At 57.8% G+C, this 19645-nt stretch carries 15 protein-coding genes; 5 read left to right on the forward strand and 10 right to left on the reverse strand.

Annotation, left to right across the window (positions count from 1 at the left end):
- Position 1: 1 nt before the first annotated feature.
- From wecB to trxA, 5 genes are all read right to left on the reverse strand, one after another.
- Positions 2–1126 carry a non-hydrolyzing UDP-N-acetylglucosamine 2-epimerase gene (gene wecB / locus ABVR31_RS18450; protein WP_166712334.1) on the reverse strand — a complete coding sequence of 375 codons (1125 nt, stop codon included), beginning with the start codon at positions 1124–1126 and terminating at the stop codon, positions 2–4.
- A gap of 10 nt (positions 1127–1136) precedes the next feature.
- Entirely contained in the window at positions 1137–2186 is a 1050-nt protein-coding gene (gene wzzE, locus ABVR31_RS18455; protein ID WP_058771054.1) for an ECA polysaccharide chain length modulation protein, read from the reverse strand.
- Between the two features lie 37 nt (positions 2187–2223).
- Positions 2224–3300 carry a UDP-N-acetylglucosamine--undecaprenyl-phosphate N-acetylglucosaminephosphotransferase gene (gene wecA / locus ABVR31_RS18460; RefSeq protein ID WP_021506990.1) on the reverse strand — a complete coding sequence of 359 codons (1077 nt, stop codon included), beginning with the start codon at positions 3298–3300 and terminating at the stop codon, positions 2224–2226.
- A gap of 280 nt (positions 3301–3580) precedes the next feature.
- The gene (rho, locus tag ABVR31_RS18465; RefSeq protein ID WP_021506991.1) at positions 3581–4840 is read right to left on the reverse strand and encodes a transcription termination factor Rho; all 1260 of its coding nucleotides are present in this window, start codon (positions 4838–4840) and stop codon (positions 3581–3583) included.
- A gap of 346 nt (positions 4841–5186) precedes the next feature.
- The gene (gene trxA, locus ABVR31_RS18470) at positions 5187–5519 is read right to left on the reverse strand and encodes a thioredoxin TrxA (protein ID WP_021313352.1); all 333 of its coding nucleotides are present in this window, start codon (positions 5517–5519) and stop codon (positions 5187–5189) included.
- A gap of 116 nt (positions 5520–5635) precedes the next feature.
- Here trxA and rhlB point away from each other — a divergent pair, with 116 nt between their 5' ends.
- On the forward strand, positions 5636–6931 hold the full coding sequence (gene rhlB, locus ABVR31_RS18475; RefSeq protein WP_031279615.1) for an ATP-dependent RNA helicase RhlB: 1296 nt from the start codon (positions 5636–5638) through the stop codon (positions 6929–6931).
- Positions 6932–6937: 6 nt separating this feature from the next.
- Positions 6938–8422, forward strand: a complete 1485-nt coding sequence (ppx, locus tag ABVR31_RS18480; protein WP_031279616.1) for an exopolyphosphatase — start codon at positions 6938–6940, stop codon at positions 8420–8422.
- A 141-nt stretch (positions 8423–8563) separates the two neighbouring features.
- Here ppx and rep read toward each other — a convergent pair whose 3' ends face one another.
- The gene (gene rep / locus ABVR31_RS18485) at positions 8564–10585 is read right to left on the reverse strand and encodes a DNA helicase Rep (RefSeq protein ID WP_288421159.1); all 2022 of its coding nucleotides are present in this window, start codon (positions 10583–10585) and stop codon (positions 8564–8566) included.
- Positions 10586–10751: 166 nt separating this feature from the next.
- On the opposite strand from rep, the gene ppiC reads away from it, so the two are divergent.
- Complete coding sequence (gene ppiC, locus ABVR31_RS18490; protein WP_288421161.1) at positions 10752–11033, forward strand: peptidylprolyl isomerase PpiC; 282 nt, start codon at positions 10752–10754, stop codon at positions 11031–11033.
- On the opposite strand, the gene ABVR31_RS18495 is transcribed toward ppiC, so the two are convergent.
- Together ABVR31_RS18495 and pdeH are read right to left on the reverse strand one after the other, a co-directional pair.
- Entirely contained in the window at positions 11034–13094 is a 2061-nt protein-coding gene (locus tag ABVR31_RS18495) for an AsmA family protein (RefSeq protein ID WP_141497115.1), read from the reverse strand.
- Between the two features lie 61 nt (positions 13095–13155).
- Positions 13156–13929: a cyclic-guanylate-specific phosphodiesterase gene (gene pdeH, locus ABVR31_RS18500; protein ID WP_021506997.1), complete on the reverse strand. Its 774-nt coding sequence runs from the start codon at positions 13927–13929 to the stop codon at positions 13156–13158.
- Positions 13930–14212: 283 nt separating this feature from the next.
- Between pdeH and ABVR31_RS18505 the strand changes: the two genes are divergently transcribed.
- Entirely contained in the window at positions 14213–15151 is a 939-nt protein-coding gene (locus tag ABVR31_RS18505) for a sugar kinase (RefSeq protein ID WP_372773783.1), read from the forward strand.
- Between the two features lie 406 nt (positions 15152–15557).
- Positions 15558–16430: an alpha/beta hydrolase gene (locus ABVR31_RS18510; RefSeq protein WP_058758092.1), complete on the forward strand. Its 873-nt coding sequence runs from the start codon at positions 15558–15560 to the stop codon at positions 16428–16430.
- 134 nt (positions 16431–16564) lie between these two features.
- Here ABVR31_RS18510 and ABVR31_RS18515 read toward each other — a convergent pair whose 3' ends face one another.
- Both ABVR31_RS18515 and ABVR31_RS18520 read right to left on the reverse strand, forming a co-directional pair.
- Positions 16565–18079: a pitrilysin family protein gene (locus ABVR31_RS18515; RefSeq protein WP_058758091.1), complete on the reverse strand. Its 1515-nt coding sequence runs from the start codon at positions 18077–18079 to the stop codon at positions 16565–16567.
- A 242-nt stretch (positions 18080–18321) separates the two neighbouring features.
- Positions 18322–19602 (reverse strand): dicarboxylate/amino acid:cation symporter, encoded by a 1281-nt coding sequence (locus ABVR31_RS18520; RefSeq protein WP_031279619.1) that lies wholly within the window; start codon positions 19600–19602, stop codon positions 18322–18324.
- Positions 19603–19645 lie beyond the last annotated feature (43 nt).

Here is a 19645-nt window from a genome sequence, read left to right on the forward strand (position 1 = left end):
GTTAAACTCTGTGTTGTTTAAGTGCCTGCAGGATGCGCGCGCAGGCATGGCCGTCGCCATACGGATTGTGCGCACGGCTCATCGCCTGCCACGCCTCGTCGTCCTGCAATAGCAGGCTGACTTCAGCAACAATTTTATTCACGTCGGTGCCGACCAGCTTCACCGTACCGGCCGCGACCGCTTCCGGCCGCTCGGTGGTTTCGCGCATCACCAGCACCGGTTTGCCCAGCGACGGCGCCTCTTCCTGGATGCCACCGGAATCGGTAAGAATCAGCCAGGCGCGATTCATCAGCCAGACAAACGGCAGGTACTCCTGCGGCTCAATCAGAATGATGTTGTTGATACCGCTCAGAATACGGTTCACCGGCTCGCTGACGTTAGGGTTGAGGTGCACCGGATAGACGATTTGCAGCTGCGGATGCTGACGCGCCAGCTGCGCCAGCGCGCTGCAGATGCGTTCAAAGCCTTCGCCAAAGCTTTCGCGCCGATGGCCGGTAACCAGAATCAGCTTTTTGTCGGCCTCAAGGAACGGGTAACGCGCCGCCAGGCGGGCATTGAGATCGGCATCATCCAGCACGCGATCGCGTACCCACAGCAACGCGTCGATCACCGTATTGCCGGTGACGAAAATGCGCGCATCGGGCAGATTTTCGCGCAGCAGGTTTTGCCGCGAATTTTCTGTCGGCGTGAAGTGATAGCTGGCGAGATGACCGGTCAGGGTGCGGTTGGCCTCCTCCGGCCACGGTGACATCAGGTTACCGGTCCGCAGACCCGCCTCAACGTGGCCCACCGGAATCTGATGGTAAAACGCGGCCAGGCTGGCGGCAAAAGTGGTGGTGGTATCGCCGTGCACCAGCACGACATCCGGCTGGAAGTCTGCCAGCACGGTCTTCATACCCTGCAAAATGCGGCTGGTGATCTCGGTCAGCCCCTGCTCGGGCCGCATAATATTGAGGTCATAGTCGGGCTGCAGCCGGAACAGGCGCAGGACCTGGTCAAGCATTTCACGATGCTGTGCCGTCACGCACAGGCGCGATTCGAAGGCAGCATCCTGCGCCAGTGCCTGCACCAGCGGAGCCATTTTGATCGCTTCAGGGCGCGTGCCAAATACAGTCAGAACTTTCACGCGGATTCTCTTAGTGACGGTTGGCGAATGTTGCACGCGGACGACGCACCAGCGCTACGCCGGCACCCACCAGCGCACCGATCGCGCCCCACATCACCATCATAAACAGACGACGTGGGCTATCGCGGCTGACCGGCTCTTCCGGCGTGCGCAGGTAACGGTAGGTCTGGAACGGTTTATCCAGACGCGGTCCGGCCTGCAGTGTGTTGAGCATCGCCCTGTTTTGATCATAGCTTAAATCGTAAGCAGGTCCGCTGGCTTGCAGGGTATCCAGCTGCGCCTGCAGCATCTGCTGCCCCAGCAGGAAGCGATCGCTGTCCGGCAGCGCTTCACCGCTGACCGGCGCGCGGTTTTCTTTAATGCCCTGCTGGCTGGCTACTTTCAGCGCCTGCTCGATGCGCTGGCGACGGCGATCAAACACCGCCTGTGCCACTTCCTGCTGACGACTGACCTGCGCCTGCAGCTGCACGCTGCGCGCCTGCCACGCACCTTTGAGCTCATCGTTGAGATGGCGCGCGGCGCGTTCGCTGGCATAGGCAATGTACTGCCGCAGCAGATTGTTGGCGTCGCCGGCGGTCTCCGCGATCAGCTTAATGTTATCCAGCGTATTGTGAGTGGTATCAGCCGGGGTGAACTGAATGTTGGTGATCAGATCGTCGAGCAGCGCGGCATCATTGTGCGCATTACCGCTTTTGCGGCTCTTATAGTAATCAGTCTGCAGCCAGAAATCGCGACGCGTATCCCACGACGCCAGCTGCATGGTGAACTCCTGATAGACCTCATCCATCACCGTCGGTGCTGGCGTGTTGAGGCTGACGGTCTCGTTGCGCACATCCAGATTATTGAGGAACTGCTGCTGCACAAAGAATGCGCCCAGCATATTCACCGTCGGCCGATCGGTCACCGCCGTGGCGCTCCAGGATTGCTTCATTAGCATGGAAGCCAGCCACGCCAGCAGCGCAAACAGCAGCGCCAGGCCAATAATCCAGCCTTTGCCGCGCCACAGCGTGCAGCCGAGGCCGCGTACATCCAGTTCGTTCTCCACAACGACAGAGGTCATAACAAAAGTGTCCTTATCCGGGTACTTATCTGGGTAATTATTTTTTCTCTTCGCCGCTGCTTTGCCAGCGACGTTTGATACGACGGATTTTGCGCGCGACGCGCCATGCATGTTTCAGGCAATAACCGTAAAGGAGGAAAGCAGCGAGGAACAGCGCCAGCATGACCCACTCGGGAATAAATGCCAGATATTCGCCCAGCACGCCGATCCCGGCCAGCAGCGCGGCGGCCACGGTAATCAATAAAAAGGCCTGGCGGGAGGTAAAACCGGCCCGCATGATCAGGTGATGGATATGCTGACGATCGGCCGAGAACGGGCTCATGCCCTTGCGCAGGCGACGATACATGATCGCCACCATGTCCATCAGCGGAATAGCAATCAGCCACAGGGCGGTAACTGGCGTGATGGGATGGCTGAGGCCCTGCGTCGTTTCCAGCAGAATCCAGATGATGGTGAAGCCGATCATGGTACTGCCGGCATCACCCATAAAGACTTTATAACGCCGGCCTAAAAAGCCGAGATTAAGCAGAATGTAGGGAATGGTGGCGGCGATCATCGCGAAGCACCACATCGCCAGGCTGGTCTGTCCGTCAAAGTAGAGGATGATGCCCATCGCAGCGAAGGTGACGCAGGATAAGCCACCCAGCAGACCATCAATACCGTCCACCATATTGAAAGCATTGATCGCTGCCCATACCGCGAACAGCGTCAGCACATAGCCGAAAGGCCCGACGATCAGCTCGACCGGACCAATGATAAACCCCAGGCTCAGTAAATAGAGTTTTGCCCCGACCATCATCACGATGGCAATCGCCGCCTGAACCACGGCACGGATTTTGACGCTGATATCAAAGCGGTCATCGAGCGCGCCGACCAGCACCAGTACCCCGGCGCAGAAAAGGTACAATACGGCGTGCGGCAGATAATAATTTGAGATGGCAAAGGCGAAGCAAATCCCCGCATACACGGAGATACCGCCGACTAACGGAATGGCGCCATGGTGTCGTTTTCTGGAATTCGGCGTGTCCACAAGCCCAATTTTTTTAGCCGCTTTACGAGCAAAAAACAGGAACGCTAAAGAAAAAAGAAATACTAAACCAAGCTCAGTACTCATAGTGAGTAAATTCACGTTAACGCTCTCAGCTAAAATCATGGGCAACAATAAGCAATTTTCCCGCCATTGCTGTATATCCCTGGTCTGAATTCTGTCGCAGCGCGTGCGTTTGCTGAAAAAACCGCCGCTTTGCTGCCTCAGTCAATATGTCTGCTTCCTGACAGGCATAATCCTAATGCCCACAAATGAAAAACGCCACGTTAAGACGTGGCGTTAGTCATAAATCCTGGCAATTTGTGCCGTTAGCCGGCTGGCTCAGGCCGTTACCGGCGGCAACAGATTACGAGCGTTTCATCATATCGAAGAATTCGTCGTTGGTTTTGGTCATTGCCAGTTTATTGATGAGGAACTCCATCGCATCAATTTCACCCATCGGATGGATGATTTTGCGCAGGATCCACATCTTCTGCAGCTCTTCCTGAGAGGTGAGCAGCTCTTCTTTACGCGTACCGGAACGGTTGTAATCGATAGCCGGGAACACGCGCTTCTCAGCGATTTTACGTGACAGGTGCAGTTCCATGTTACCTGTACCTTTAAACTCTTCGTAAATCACTTCGTCCATCTTCGAACCGGTATCAACCAGCGCGGTGGCGATGATGGTCAGGCTGCCGCCCTCTTCCACGTTACGTGCCGCACCGAAGAAACGCTTCGGACGATGCAGGGCGTTGGCGTCAACACCACCGGTCAGGACTTTACCCGACGCCGGTACCACGGTGTTGTAGGCGCGCGCCAGACGGGTGATGGAGTCCAGCAGGATGATAACGTCTTTTTTGTGCTCGACCAGGCGCTTAGCCTTCTCGATCACCATCTCTGCAACCTGCACGTGACGCGAGGCCGGTTCGTCAAAGGTAGACGCGATAACTTCGCCTTTCACCAGACGCTGCATTTCGGTTACTTCTTCCGGACGCTCGTCAATCAGCAGCACCATCAGCACGCAGTCAGGATAGTTGTACGCGATGCTCTGCGCGATGTTCTGCAGCAGCATGGTTTTACCGGCTTTCGGCGGTGCGACGATCAGACCACGCTGACCACGACCGATTGGCGATGCCAGATCCAGCACGCGCGCCGTCAGGTCTTCGGTCGAACCGTTACCACGCTCCATGCGCAGACGGTTGTTCGCGTGCAGCGGCGTCAGGTTTTCAAACAGAATCTTGCTACGGGCGTTTTCTGGCTTGTCGTAGTTAACTTCGTTAACTTTCAGCAGCGCAAAATAGCGTTCACCTTCTTTCGGTGGGCGGATTTTGCCAGAAATGGTGTCACCAGTGCGGAGGTTGAAGCGGCGGATTTGGCTGGGAGAAACGTAGATATCATCGGGACCGGCGAGGTAGGAGCTGTCTCCGGAGCGGAGGAAACCAAATCCATCCTGCAGTATCTCCAGCACACCATCACCGAAGATGTCTTCGCCGCTCTTCGCGTGTTGTTTCAGGATGGCGAAAATAATGTCCTGTTTGCGCATACGCGCCAGGTTTTCCAGCCCCATATTTTCGCCGAGAGTAATCAGCTCAGAAACCGGCGTATTCTTTAATTCGGTAAGATTCATAGTGATGGGTTCTTAAACTCGGGGTAATTCTCGAAATGTTTGTCGTGAATGGTATGGCAAAAATTCCATGCCTGTTAATGGCTCTTTTTCAACGCTGCTCGACGGTTATCGTCAGATGTGGCGATAGGAAGCGAGGAGACGGTCGAAAGGTGATGCCGAATGTGCTAGCCGTCAGATTGCCAAACCACGAAAACGTTCAATGCGAGCTGGGTCTGACAAGGGAAAACTTTAGATGCAAACTACAAGGTAAGTGCGTAATGCAGTGAGGTCAACTTAACACGCCTGAAGGGAGACGTCCAGCAGTGGCGAAAAAATTCACCACTGCCGAACAAACACCGCGCCGGGCTTAGGCCAGGTTAGCGTTCAGGAACTCTTTCAGCTGACCTTTAGACAGCGCACCCACTTTGGTCGCCGCCACTTCGCCGTTCTTGAACAGCAGCAGGGTCGGGATACCGCGAATACCGTATTTTGGCGCAGTACCTGGGTTTTCATCAATGTTCAGCTTGGCGATGGTAAGCTTACCGTCGTACTCTTCTGCGACTTCGTCGAGAATCGGGGCGATCATTTTGCAAGGACCACACCATTCAGCCCAGAAATCTACCAGCGTCACACCGTCGGCTTTCAGCACGTCAGTGTCGAAACTGTCATCGGTCAGGTGAACGATTTTATCGCTGCTCATGTTTAACTCCAAAGATTATGCCTGGCGAATTGGCGTAAAATATACCAACGTAGGTTGACTTTATTTCATCGGATACGCTTTCGTAAAGCGATAGTAAGCTGATATTCTACCACACTATGAGCAAAACACACTTAACAGAACAGAAGTTTTCCGACTTCGCCCTGCACCCACAGGTAGTGGAAGCCCTTGATAAGAAAGGCTTTCATAACTGCACGCCGATTCAGGCGCTCGCGTTGCCTTTTGCGCTTTCAGGGCGTGATGTCGCGGGTCAGGCGCAAACCGGTACCGGCAAAACGATGGCGTTCCTGACGTCAACGTTTCATTATCTTCTTTCTCATCCTGCTGCTGAAGGCCGCCAGGTTAATCAGCCACGCGCGTTGATCATGGCACCGACGCGTGAGCTTGCGGTGCAGATTCATGCCGATGCCGAGCCGCTGGCGCAGGCCACCGGTCTGAAGCTGGGCCTCGCCTATGGCGGCGATGGCTATGACAAGCAGCTGAAAGTGCTGGCAGACGGCGTCGATATTCTGGTGGGCACCACCGGACGCCTGATTGACTACGCCAAACAAAATCACATCAACCTCGGCGCCATTCAGGTCGTGGTACTGGATGAAGCAGATCGCATGTTCGATCTCGGCTTCATTAAAGACATTCGCTGGCTGTTCCGCCGCATGCCGCCGGCCACCCAGCGCCTGAGTATGCTGTTCTCGGCCACGCTTTCTTATCGCGTACGTGAACTGGCGTTCGAGCACATGAACAACGCCGAATACGTTGAAGTTGAGCCCGAGCAGAAAACCGGCCACCGCATTAAAGAAGAGCTGTTCTACCCTTCGAACGAAGAGAAGATGCGTCTGCTGCAGACCCTGCTGGAAGAAGAGTGGCCGGATCGCGCCATCGTCTTCGCCAACACCAAGCACCGCTGTGAAGATATCTGGGGCCACCTGGCTGCCGATGGTCACCGCGTGGGCCTGCTGACCGGCGACGTGGCGCAGAAAAAACGCCTGCGCATTCTGGACGACTTCACCAAAGGTGATGTGGATATCCTCGTTGCCACCGACGTCGCCGCGCGCGGCCTGCACATCCCGGCAGTTACGCACGTCTTCAACTACGACCTGCCGGACGATCGCGAAGATTACGTGCACCGCATTGGCCGTACCGGTCGTGCTGGCGCCAGCGGTCACTCCATCAGCCTGGCCTGTGAAGAGTACGCGCTCAACCTGCCGGCGATTGAAGAGTACATCGGTCACGGTATTCCGGTGAGCAAGTACAACAGCGACGCCCTGCTGAGCGACCTGCCGCCACCGAAACGCCTGCAGCGTAACCGCTCGGGCAACGGTCCACGTCGCGGTGGCAACAACAGCAACCGTCGCGGCGGTGCCCCGCGCAACAACAACCGTAAACGTTCGGGTTAAGCACACATGCTAAGCGCATCGTCACTTTATGCTGCGATTGATTTAGGTTCTAACAGCTTTCATATGTTGGTGGTGCGCGAAGTGTCCGGCAGTATTCAGACCGTCGCGCGAATTAAACGCAAGGTGCGTCTGGCGGCAGGTCTTGATGCGGCCAACCATCTCTCGGCTGAGGCGATGCAGCGCGGCTGGCAGTGCCTGCGTCTGTTCTCCGAGCAGTTGCAGGACATTCCCCCGGAACAAATCCGCGTGGTGGCAACCGCCACGCTGCGCATTGCCAGCAACGCGCAGGATTTCCTGACTCAGGCGGAACAGATTCTCGGCTGTGCGGTGAACGTCATCAGCGGCGAGGAAGAAGCACGCCTGATCTATCAGGGTGTTGCGCACACCACCGGCGGCTCTGATCAGCGGCTGGTGGTCGATATCGGCGGCGGCAGCACCGAGCTGGTGACCGGCGAAGGTGCGCACGCCACGACGCTGTTTAGCCTGTCGATGGGCTGTGTGACCTGGCTGGAGCGCTTCTTCAGCGATCGTCATCTCGCCAAAGAGAACTTTGCCCAGGCCGAACAGGCTGCACGTGAAATGATCCGTCCGATTGCGCCAGCATTGCGTGAGAAAGGCTGGCAGATTTGCGTGGGCGCGTCCGGCACCGTCCAGGCGCTGCAGGAGATCATGGTGGCGCAGGGCATGGATGAGCGCATCACCCTGAGCAAACTGCAGCAGCTTAAGCAGCGTGCCATTCAGTGCGGCAAGCTGGAGGAGCTGGAGATTGAAGGGCTGACGCTGGAGCGTGCGCTGGTGTTTCCCAGCGGCCTGTCGATTCTGATCGCCATTTTCCACGAGCTGAGCATTGAGAGCATGACGCTGGCCGGCGGCGCACTGCGCGAAGGGCTGGTGTACGGCATGCTGCATCTGCCGATTGACCGCGATATTCGCAGCCGCACGCTGCAGAACGTTCAGCGTCGTTTCGCCATTGATGTTGAGCAGGCGGGCCGCGTGCGCCAGCTGGCAGAGAGCTTTTTCCGTCAGGTGAGCAGCAGCTGGAAGCTGGATCAGCGATGTCGCGATTTACTCCTCAGCGCCTGTTCAATCCACGAAATTGGCCTGAGCGTCGATTTCCGCCAGGCACCACAGCACGCCGCGTATCTGATTCGCCATCTCGATCTTCCTGGTTTCACCCCCGCACAGAAAAAAATGCTGGCCTGCCTGCTGCAGAACCAGAGCGGCAGCATTGATCTGGCGCTGCTGACGCAGCAAAACGCCGTGCCGCCGCGCATGGCAGAGCGGCTGAGCCGTCTGCTGCGGCTGGCAATTATCTTCTCCAGCCGGCGGCGCGACGACACGCTGCCGGCGGTGCGTCTGCAGGCGGATGATGATGCGCTGCACCTGACGCTGCCGGCAGGCTGGCTGGCTGCGCATCCGCTGCGCGCCGAGCTGCTGGAGCAGGAGAGCCATTACCAGTCGTATGTGCACTGGCTGCTGACGATTTCCTGATCGAACCTGCTGCTGCTGCGTTGGAAAACGCCCGGCAACTGCGCCTTTACGCGAGTGAAGTTTGCTTTGCCGGGCGCTTTGCCTCTGCGGCGCGCGCAACAGATTTCGCCAGAGGCCAGTCTTGCGGCTGTGACGAAACCATTACCCCTTCTTCGCGTTCTCCAGCATCGCACGTAAGCCGGCGACACGCGTTTGCCCGGTTTTCACCCGCTCTTCGGCGCTGATCACCTTTTTCTCACGCTCCCACGCCACATCATCCTGCGGCAATTCCAGCAGGAAGCGGCTTGGTTCCGGACGCACCAGCTCGCCGTACTGACGGCGCTCGCGGCACAGGGTAAAAGTCAGCTCTTTCTGCGCGCGAGTGATGCCCACGTAGGCCAGGCGACGCTCCTCTTCGATATTGTCCTCATCGATACTGCTCTGATGCGGCAGCAGCCCCTCTTCCATGCCCACCAGATAGACATAGGGGAACTCCAGCCCTTTCGAGGCGTGCAGCGTCATCAACTGGACCTGATCGAGCTCTTCGTCACTCTCACCGCGCTCCATCATGTCGCGCAGGGTAAAGCGCGTCACCACCTGCGCCAGCGTCATCGGCTCGTTAAGTTCGTCGCCCTCCAGCATTTCGGTCATCCACTGAAACAGCGTATTGACGTTCTTCATGCGCATTTCCGCCGCTTTCGGGCTGGGGGAGGTTTCGAACAGCCAGCTTTCATAGTCGATGCCGCGAATCAGGTCGCGCACCGCATTCACCGGTTCACGCTCGGTGAGCTGAACGATTTCATTCAGCCAGTGGGTAAAGCGCTGCAGATGCTCCAGCCCGCGCCCGGAAAGCGTCTGTTCAAGCCCCATATCAAAGCTGGCGTTAAACAGGCTTTTGTTGCGCAGATTGGCCCACTCACCCAGCTTCTGCAGCGTCGCCGGGCCGATCTCGCGGCGTGGCGTGTTTACGATGCGCAGAAACGCGCTGTCATCTTCCGGATTGGTCAGCACGCGCAGATAGGCCAGCAAGTCTTTGATTTCCGGCCGCGAGAAAAACGACGTGCCACCGGAGATGCGATAAGGAATACGGTTCTGCATCAGCAGCTTTTCAAACACGCGCGACTGATGGTTACCGCGATAAAGAATCGCGTAATCTTTGTACTGGGTTTTATTGATAAAGTGATGGGCAATCAGCTCGCCCGCCACGCGCTCGGCTTCGTGATCTTCGTTGTTGGCGCTCAGCACTTTCAGCTCGCTGCCCTCGCCCAGCTCAGAGAACAGCCGCTTTTCAAACACGTGCGGATTGTTGGCGATGAGGATATTGGCGCATTTAAGAATACGCTGCGTCGAGCGGTAGTTCTGCTCCAGCTTCACCACTTCCAGCGCCGGGAAATCCTCTTTCAGTAGCACCAGGTTCTGCGGCCGCGCGCCGCGCCACGAGTAGATAGACTGATCGTCATCACCGACCACGGTAAAGCGCGCCCGGGCGCCGACCAGCAACTTCACCAGCTCATACTGGCTGGTGTTGGTGTCCTGATACTCATCCACCAGCAGATAGCGGATGCGCTGTTGCCAGCGTTCGCGCACCTCCTGATTCCGCTGTAGCAGCAGGGTCGGCAGCAGAATCAGATCGTCGAAATCCAGCACGTTACAGGCTTTCAGATGCTGATCGTACAGCGCGTAGCAGTGGGCAAAAATCTGGTCGCGCTGCGATTTGGCGAGGCCGGCCGCGCCCTGCGGGTCGACCAGGTCATTTTTCCAGTTGGAGATGGTGGAAATCAGCTGCTGCAACAGGGTCTTATCTTCTTCCAGCCACTGTTTGGTCAGGTCCTTAAGCAGCGCCAGCTGATCCTGATCGTCGAACAACGAGAAGGTCGATTTCATGCCGAGCGCCTTGTACTCGCGCTTGATGATCTCCAGGCCCAGCGTGTGGAAGGTTGAGATCATCAGGCCGCGCGCCTCTTTGCGTCCCAGCGTTTGCGCCACACGTTCTTTCATCTCGCGCGACGCCTTGTTGGTGAAGGTCACCGCCGCGATATGGCGCGCCTGATAGCCGCATTCACGGATCAGATGGGCGATTTTATTGGTGATCACGCGGGTTTTACCGGAACCCGCACCGGCCAGCACCAGACAGGGACCGGTGACAAATTCGACAGCACGTTGTTGGCCGGGATTAAGACGCATAGAAAAACATCACTCAATTTAATCAGACAGGAAGATTTACATCGCGCCGTCGGGTGCGCATTGATGCGCACCTGAGCGCAAAGGTCGCCATCAATGGCGACCCTACAACTGACGCGCACTACGCTATAATGCGTCGAATATTATACATACATAACGGAACACCATCATGGCGAAAACCGCGGCGGCTTTACATATCCTGGTGAAACAGGAAGCGCAGGCAAAAGCGCTGCTGGCGCAGCTGGAAAAAGGCGCGAATTTTCAGCAACTGGCAAAAAAACATTCGACCTGCCCGTCCGGGCGTAACGGGGGCGATCTGGGGGAGTTTCGCAAAGGGCAGATGGTGCTGGCATTTGATAAAGCGGTGTTCACCTGCCCGCTGCTGCAACCTTACGGACCGGTGAAAACCGCTTTTGGCTACCACATCATCAAAGTGCTGTGGCGTAACTGATCACTTTTTGCTTTTCATCTGCTGGAGCACGTTGCTGCACTGATTATCATCGGTGTCGCTTGGTGAAATCAACGCCAGCAGTGCGGCCGCCGGCGCGACCACTGCCCCCAGCGCGACGGCTGCGGCACCACGCGCCAGCAGCGGACCGGCTTTGACTCCGGCATCCGGGTTTTTGAAGGTGCCGCGCACATACAGCGGCGAACGCAGCGTAATGATACGAATGCCCTTGCTCTCCGGATTGATCGACAGATCCAAGCGCTCATTAGCAAAGTTAGCGTTGCCGGTAACGTTGATCACCGCGTTCTCGGTATCGAACACGAACAGCCGCGGCGTCGCCAGTCCCTGACGGATATTCAGGTCGGTCGCGGCACAGTTGATGCGCACCTCATCGTCGCCAAACAGTTTACCCACCACATAGTTACCAACGTTCAGCCCGGCAATCTCCATCAGGCTGCGGCTGATCAGGCCATCGTTCATCAACAGTTTCAGCTCGCCATTGCTGGTGCCCAGCAGGTCGGCCACCGAATTGCCGGTGCCGGTCAGACTGGCATCCCCGTTGAGCTGGCCGAGACTACGCTGCATGGCGGTGACATCCGGGAACAGCTGACGCAGTTGCAGCTTGCGCGCATGCAGGTCGGCGCGGCCGCGCATCGGTGAGCGATCGCCCTCCAGATGGATGGTCGAATTAATGCTGCCGCCGGCCATGCCGAAGCGCAGCGGATCCAGCAGCAGGTCGCCATTTTTCAGCTGCAGATGGGTATAGAGATCGCTGAGCGGCAGCTTGCTGCTGTGCTCGATACGCTTGCCGCTGAACTTCACGTCAGCGTCCATCACATCCCAGTTTTTGGTATCGAACTTGTCATGTGGCAACACGCGATCCGCCGGCTGGGTGCTGGCCTCACCGCGCTGTGCTTTGGCCTGCGCCGTTTTTTCACTGCCCTTGCCGGAGTTAACCCCAATCAGCGGCCCAAGGTCCGCCATACGCAGCTGGTTCGACGTCAGCTCGCCGCTCAGCGTCGGACGCGGTTTGCCCTGGCGATAGCTGAGCGAACCGTGAATATCGCTGTCACCAATATGACCGTTGAATTTTTCGTAGCGGAACAGCGGCCCTTTCTCTTCGTTGAAACGCGCAATCAGGTGGCCGTCAGTTTCATACGGTGGCGTGTCCGGCAGCAGCACGCCGGTTAAGCCGTACAGATTTGCCAGCGTGTCGCCGGAGAAGCGCAGCCGCACATCCAGCCCGCCGAGATTGAGCGGATCCTGCAGGGTGCCATCCACGCGCACACGTGTGGTGCCATTGCGTACGTCGAGCTGCAACGGGAACGGCGTGGTTTTGCTGCGCAGCGACAACATACCGCCAATCTTACCGTCGCCATCGAGTTTCTGGTTGTTGTAGGTCCCGCTCGCCTGCCAGCCAAACACAAAATCGCCGGCCCCTTTCTGCTGGTCGTTACCGCCCGCGACCTGCGCGTAAGGCACCGGTTTGCCCAGCGGATTGATCTTTACCGAGACATCGGCTTTGTTGATGGCGTCGCGATAGCGCAGCTGTCCCTGATCGAACAGGATATTATCAAGGCGGAATGACCATGCCGAAGGCGGCGCGTTGGGGTCGCTGTTTTCGCTGCTGGCGAGGTTGAAGGTCCAGTTATTTTTCTTATCGGCGGTCTGCACCAGTCGCGCATCCGGCTGCTGCATCTTAATCCACGGCAGGTAAATCTCTTTGTGCAGCAGCGCCAGCGGCGCCAGCGTGGCTTCCACCCGCTGCAAATGCACCATTGTCACTTCCGGCACGCTGGGCGGATTACCGAGCATAACATCGTCAGCGTGCACCTGCGGCCACGGCACCCAGCTGCGCCAGCCTGGCTCTTCGCGATTGCGCACCCAGGCAACGCCAAGATCGCCGCGAATAGCGAAAGGTCGGTTCAGTTCTGCCGAGACTTTCTGGTTGATGGTTGGCTTCAGGCGGTTCCAGTCAAAGGTGGCGATAATCACCACGACCACCACAACCAGCAACAATAAAATCCCGACCACCCAGCTAATTATTTTTCCTGTACGCGACATTTTGCCTCCTCCTTGCCCTTCCACGTCTCCTTAAAGATAGTCGAGACGCGGCAGAGCGGAATTACGGAAGCTCAAGTACCAGGTTTTCCAGCTGGTTAAACGGCAGCGGACGTGAAAAATAATAGCCCTGTGCGGCCATGGCGGGCGAGTTGCGTACCTGCTGCCACTCCTCCTCGTTTTCCACCCCTTCGACGATCACGCCGTTACAGTAACGGTTGATCAGCGCCAGCAGCATGGAGAACAGCGAGCGCCCTTCATCACTGGCGCGCAGCAGCATAAACAGCTCGCGCGAAAGCTTGATGTAGTCGTAGCGCAGTTCGGTCAGCGCGGAGAAGTTCGCCATGCCGGACCCAAAGTCATCCAGCCACAGCGGGCCCAGCTCCGGCATCTGCGCCACCATCTCTTCCTGCGGCAGCGCGTGGTGCTCGGTCAGTTCGAAGCGCACCCACGGCAGCTGAACGATCAGCGCGCGCACGGGCGCATGCTGCTGAATGGCCAGTAACGTGGGTCCATCAATATTGACGGAGGCCACCAGCTGACGCTGGCTGAAGAAGGAAGCCCACTGTAATAACAGTTCAAGCTGCTCCTGGACGATGTCGAGACGCTGGGCAATGGTCAGCGCCTCGAAATAGTCTTCGGGTGACACGTTTTGCTCAGGTGCGGCGGGATGCACCACGGCGGTAAGCAGTTCAATAGCCAGTAAGCGGCCAGAAACCTGGTAAATCGGCTGGAAAGTGTAGCACCGTTGGCACTGCTGCCAGTAGAGACGGGTTTCCTGTTGTTGCTCAAGTTCGGGAGAAAAAGGCAGCCGATGACTCAAATTCTTCATCACCATGGTGTTTTCCTGGTTGGTATTGAGTGCCTGCAAATAGCATCTCAGTGGCAAGTATCGGCTCTCCCCTGGATAACTTTATTGGTCTGCGCAGCCACACGAGCTGTTGAGTCTAGCAGCGTGTCTGCGGCTTAATCGGCAAAACAACCCCCGGTTTGGCCGCTAAATCGGTGCAGAAGCGCGATTTTACGCCTTAAGGCAAATTAAAACAGTGTTTTAAAAAGCATTGACGACTGCCATACCAGACGCGAGACTAGAGCGCAGCATTCACTACAGGCCAAACACCATGACGCAGAAAACCATCGCCATTATTGGCGAATGCATGATTGAGCTGTCCGAAAAAGGTGAGAACATCAAACGCGGCTTTGGCGGCGATACGCTGAATACCGCGGTCTATCTGGCACGGCAGAGCGATCCCAGCCAGCTGCGCGTGGAATATGTCACCGCGCTTGGCACCGACAGCTTCAGCGACCAGATGATCGCGGCCTGGCAGCAGGAGCAGGTGCACACGCAGCTGGTGCAGCGCCTGCCGGACAAAATGCCCGGGCTTTACTTCATCGAAACCGATGCCCACGGCGAGCGCACCTTTTGGTACTGGCGCAGCGATGCAGCCGCGCGCTTCTGGCTGGATAGTCCGCAGGCCGGGGCCATCTGTCAGCAGCTGGCGCATTACGACTATCTCTACCTGAGCGGCATCAGCCTGGCGATCCTGCCTCAGGCCAGCCGCGAAAAGCTGATGGCGCTGCTCAGTACCTGCCGGCAAAACGGTGGCACCGTGATTTTTGACAACAACTACCGGCCGCGTCTGTGGGCGGATAGCGCCAGTGCGCAGCAGGCGTATGCGGCGATGCTACGCCACACCGATATCACCTTCCTAACGCTGGATGATGAACACCTGCTATGGGGCGAACAGCCGCTGGCGGACGTGATTGCGCGCACGCGCGCCGCCGGCGTGCAGGAGATTGTGATCAAACGTGGTGCTGACTCCTGCCTGGTGGCGCGCGGCGACGAGCCGCTGCGGGACGTTGCGGCCATCAAACTGGCTCCGGCGCAGATTGTCGATACCACCGCGGCAGGTGACTCCTTCAGCGCCGGTTATCTGGCGGTGCGCCTCGCGGGTGGCAGCGTGGAGCAGGCCGCAGCGCGCGGCCATCTCACCGCCAGTACGGTGATCCAGCATCGCGGCGCGATTATTCCGCACAGCGCGATGCCAAAAACCGTTTAACACCGCACACGATTGTCGCGTCGCGTCGCGTCGCGCTGCCTGCTACGCGTCGCGACAATTTTCCCTCTGCCCTGACGGCAAATTGATTATTACGTTGAAAAATATCACCGCGAAAATTTGGCTTAATGACGCAGATTCACCGGGCAATTTTTACTAATGACGCACGCCATCCAGCCTCCTCTCTGCCTGACGCTCACCACTTAAATGCCGCTAATCAGACTGATTTAAATTCAATGCATTACGACGATAAACCCGACCGCCAGGCATAGTCCGAAACTGGCGACGCCGGCGGTTTTCGGCTGGACGATCGCGCGAAAAAAGACCATGTTTTAATCAACCACAGCAGGAAGCTGTCAGGTCGACCGCGAACACAATAACGACAACATGACTCGCTCAGGACAGATTTATGCACACAGAAATTATCAATATCTGGCCGCACGGCGACGCGCCAGGCGCGAGTGACTCGCGCGCTCAGCCGCAGATCGTCGATTTGGCCAGAGAGTTCGAACCTTACGACCGCGCCGCCACCGGCGTGCGCTGCCCGGAGATGGCGATCTGGCACCCGGAAACCTCAAACGGTATCACCCTGCTGGTGGCACCGGGCGGCGGTTATCAGCGCGTACTGATCGACCGCGAAGGCAGCGCCCTCGCCACCTTTTTTACCTCGATGGGCTACACGCTGGCGGTAATGACCTATCGCCTGCCGTACGACGGCCATCATGAAGGGCCGGATGCGCCGCTGGCCGATGCCCAGCGTGCGGTGCGCGTGCTGCGCGAGCGCTCACAGCGCGGCCTGAACGGAAAATACATCGTGATGATGGGCTTTTCCGCCGGCGGGCACGTGGCCGCCAGTCTCGGCACCCGCTTTGGCGAAAAAATCTATCCACTGCAGGATCAGGCCGACAGCCTGTCACCGCGGCCTGATGCGATGGTGCTGCTCTATCCGGTCATCAGCATGCGCGACGGTCTGGCGCATGAAAGTTCACGCACCCGCCTGCTGGGCGCATGGCCGGATCAAAAAAGCATTGATGCTTATTCGCTGGAGACGCGCGTGCACGGCCAGACGCCGCCGACGCTGCTGATCCACGCTGCTGACGATGAGACGGTTTCCGTTAATAACAGCATGGTGTTTTTTAGTGCCCTGCGGGAGCACAAGGTGCCGGCGGAAATTCATTTTTATCAGAAAGGCGGCCACGGCTTTGGGATTCGTGGCGTGGCGGATCTGCCGCTGGCCAGCTGGCCGATGCTGGTGACCGAATGGCTGCGCGCAAAGACCTGATGCCCCTGCTACGTTGAACCGCAGCGGCGCTGGCGGCGCGCGTTCATCCCGGTCGCTTACGTAAGCTTCTGAGGATGAACATCCGTGCCGCCTTGCTGTAGCGCACCTTATTGCGGGGATTCATGCGCCCTGTGTCATGACGAGGGTTGAGCCGCATCAGTCGCGCTCGCGCTGCCATTATTTTCGGGTTTAGCCTCATCCGGGGTAGCGGCGGCGGCAGGCGCATCCGGAACCTTCATCACCTTGTCCCAGCTGTCCTGCAGCATCCTGACGTTGGTTTCGGGCTCACCCTGCGGCTGAATCAGCACCATGGTCAGCTCCTGCGTTAACTGCTGGCGCAGCTCCTGGTTGAGCTGGTCGCGCGTTAACTCGCTGAGAAACGCCTGACGCAGTTTCTGGTACTGCTCCGGCGCGATATCCACCACGGAATTCTGCTGCGAGCGCAGACGTTGCCCCATCAGAATATCGGTGTCGGTGCGCGCGTAGGTGGCAAACAGTTTGTTCAGTTCCAGCAGCTTTTGCGCCATCAGCGCATCAAACTCCTCCTGCGGCAGACCTTTGTCACGTACGGTGGCCAGCTCACGCGCCACCTGGTTCAGGTTCTGCGCCAGCGACGCGTTAGGCGAATCCATGTTAATGGCGCACTGCGCACGCTGATACAGCACGCGACAGTCGAAGCCAACCTGCACGTTTTGCGCTTTGCTGTCGGCCAGCGCGCGCTGGACGTGCCAGAACAGCGCTTCGCGCGCCAGATCGCTCTGCCAGTAGCGCTGCAGATTCTGCGAGTCGCGGATCGGCTGCCATGGCGTATCCCACACCAGCGACAGGCGATCCTGCATCATGCCGCCGTTAACCAGGTTGATTGGCTGATGCGGCAGCGGCGACAGCGTGGGCAGCGCCGCGGGCGCCACCCGTTTGCCTTGCAGTGGCGAGAACGCTTTGTTGATCTGCTCCGCCATGCTGCGGCTATCCACGTTGCCCACCACGTACAGCGTCATGCCGTCCGGCGTGTACCACTGCTGGTAAAACGCATTAAGCTGCGCGATATCCACCGGCGCACGCGGCTGTTCGCCCGGATCATGCGCCAGCATGGTCGACCCTTTCAGGCGATAGCGCCACCACACATCCTGCGTATTGGGCGGCCAGGTCGCGATGGGATCGGTGGCGGTCAGCGCGGTCGACACCACCTGCTCATTGATGGTCATTTTACCGGCGGTGGCCGCCAGCCAGCTGAGCGCCTCTTTCAGCAGCTCCGGCCGGTTGTTCGGCAGGCTAAGATTGTATTGGGTGAAATCATAAGATGAGATGGCCGGCGGCAGCGGTCGCTGCGGATCCATCGCCTGTTGCCACAGTGCGCGCTGCTGATTGGTATCCAGCGCGGTGTTATGCACCATCGCCAGACGCGGTAAAAGATGGCTGAACCCGGTTTGCTGGGCGCTTTCCACCAGCGAACCGGTATTAACTATCAGGCGCAGCTCGATGCGATCGCTCGGACGTTGTGGTGTGGTCAGCAGCTGCCAGCTGAAACCATTGTCCAGTTTGCCTTCCTGCCAGGCGGGATCAGGCTGAAGTGTTTCGGCGTGGACGCCGAAGCCAGATGCCGCAAGCAGCCATCCGCCAACCAAAAGCCGAATTCTGGTGCCCTGCATGTGAACCCCTACTCAAACAGATAAACGCTCGTGCGCGCCATAGGCGGCCGCTTTTCAGCGAACCACGGCGGCAGGCTGCCGCCACGTTTATACAACGACAGACTCTTTGACCACAGGAAGGTCAGGATGTCGCGCGACGAGGAAAAAAATCGGGAAAAAAATCAATGGGGTTATTATGCAAATGCCCGCTGTCAGGGCAAGCGACAGCGGGCATTTCACGACAAATTAACGCAAATAGAGGATTACGCGCTGGTCTGTGAAGCGTTATTGACCTTTTTCGCTGAAGAAAGCGTCGCTTTCATCTGCGCTTCATCCAGCTGGCCGACCCACTTCGCCACCACCACAGTCGCCACACCGTTACCCACCAGGTTGGTGAGCGCACGGGCTTCCGACATGAAGCGGTCAATCCCGAGAATCAGCGCCAGACCGGCCACCGGCAGATGTCCCACCGCCGACAGCGTAGCCGCCAGCACGATAAAGCCACTGCCGGTCACCCCTGCCGCGCCTTTGGAGGAAAGCAGCAGCACCACTAACAGCGTGATCTGGTGGAAGACATCCATGTGGGCGTTGGTCGCCTGAGCGATAAACACCGCCGCCATGGTCAGGTAAATCGACGTGCCATCGAGGTTGAACGAGTAGCCAGTTGGAATCACCAGCCCGACCACCGATTTCTTACAGCCCAGCTTCTCCATCTTGTCCAGCATACGCGGCAGCGCCGACTCGGACGAAGACGTTCCCAGTACAATCAGCAGCTCTTCTTTGATGTAGGCAACAAACTTAAAGATGTTGAAGCCGGCCCAGCGGGCAATAATGCCCAGCACAATCACCACGAACAGTACGCAGGTGATGTAGAAGCAGATAATCAGCTGACCGAGCTGCACCAGCGATCCGACACCATATTTACCGATGGTGAACGCCATGGCGCCGAACGCACCAATCGGCGCCAGACGCATGATCATGTTGATCACGCCAAAAATCACCTTCGAGAAGCTCTCGATGACGTTGAACATCACGGTGCCGGCGTTACCGAGGCGATGCAGCGCAAAGCCAAACAGGATAGCGAACAGCAACACCTGCAGGATGTTACCGCTGGCGAAGGCACCGACTACGCTGTTCGGGATCACGTCCAGCAGGAAGGCAATCACGCCCTGCTGCTCAGCCTGCTGCGCGTAGACTGCAACCGCTTTGGCATCCAGCGTCGCCGGATCGACGTTCATTCCTGCGCCCGGCTGGATCACGTTGACCACCACCAGACCGATAATCAGCGCGATGGTGCTGACAATTTCGAAATAGAGCAGCGCTACTGCGCCGGTCCGTCCAACTGCTTTCATGCTCTCCATGCCGGCAATACCGGTCACCACCGTACAGAAAATCACGGGGGCGATGATCATCTTGATCAGCTTAACGAAGCCATCGCCAAGCGGCTTCATTTGCGCGCCTAACTCAGGGTAGTAGTGGCCTAACAGGACGCCGATGCCGATGGCAACCAGTACCTGAAAGTAGAGGCTTTTGAACAGTTTCATAACAGGTGTCCAGGTATAGACGGCATTCACCGCCATTGTTATG

It is taken from the genome of Pantoea sp. WEP (assembly GCF_041678305.1).
Taxonomy (GTDB): domain Bacteria; phylum Pseudomonadota; class Gammaproteobacteria; order Enterobacterales; family Enterobacteriaceae; genus Pantoea; species Pantoea dispersa.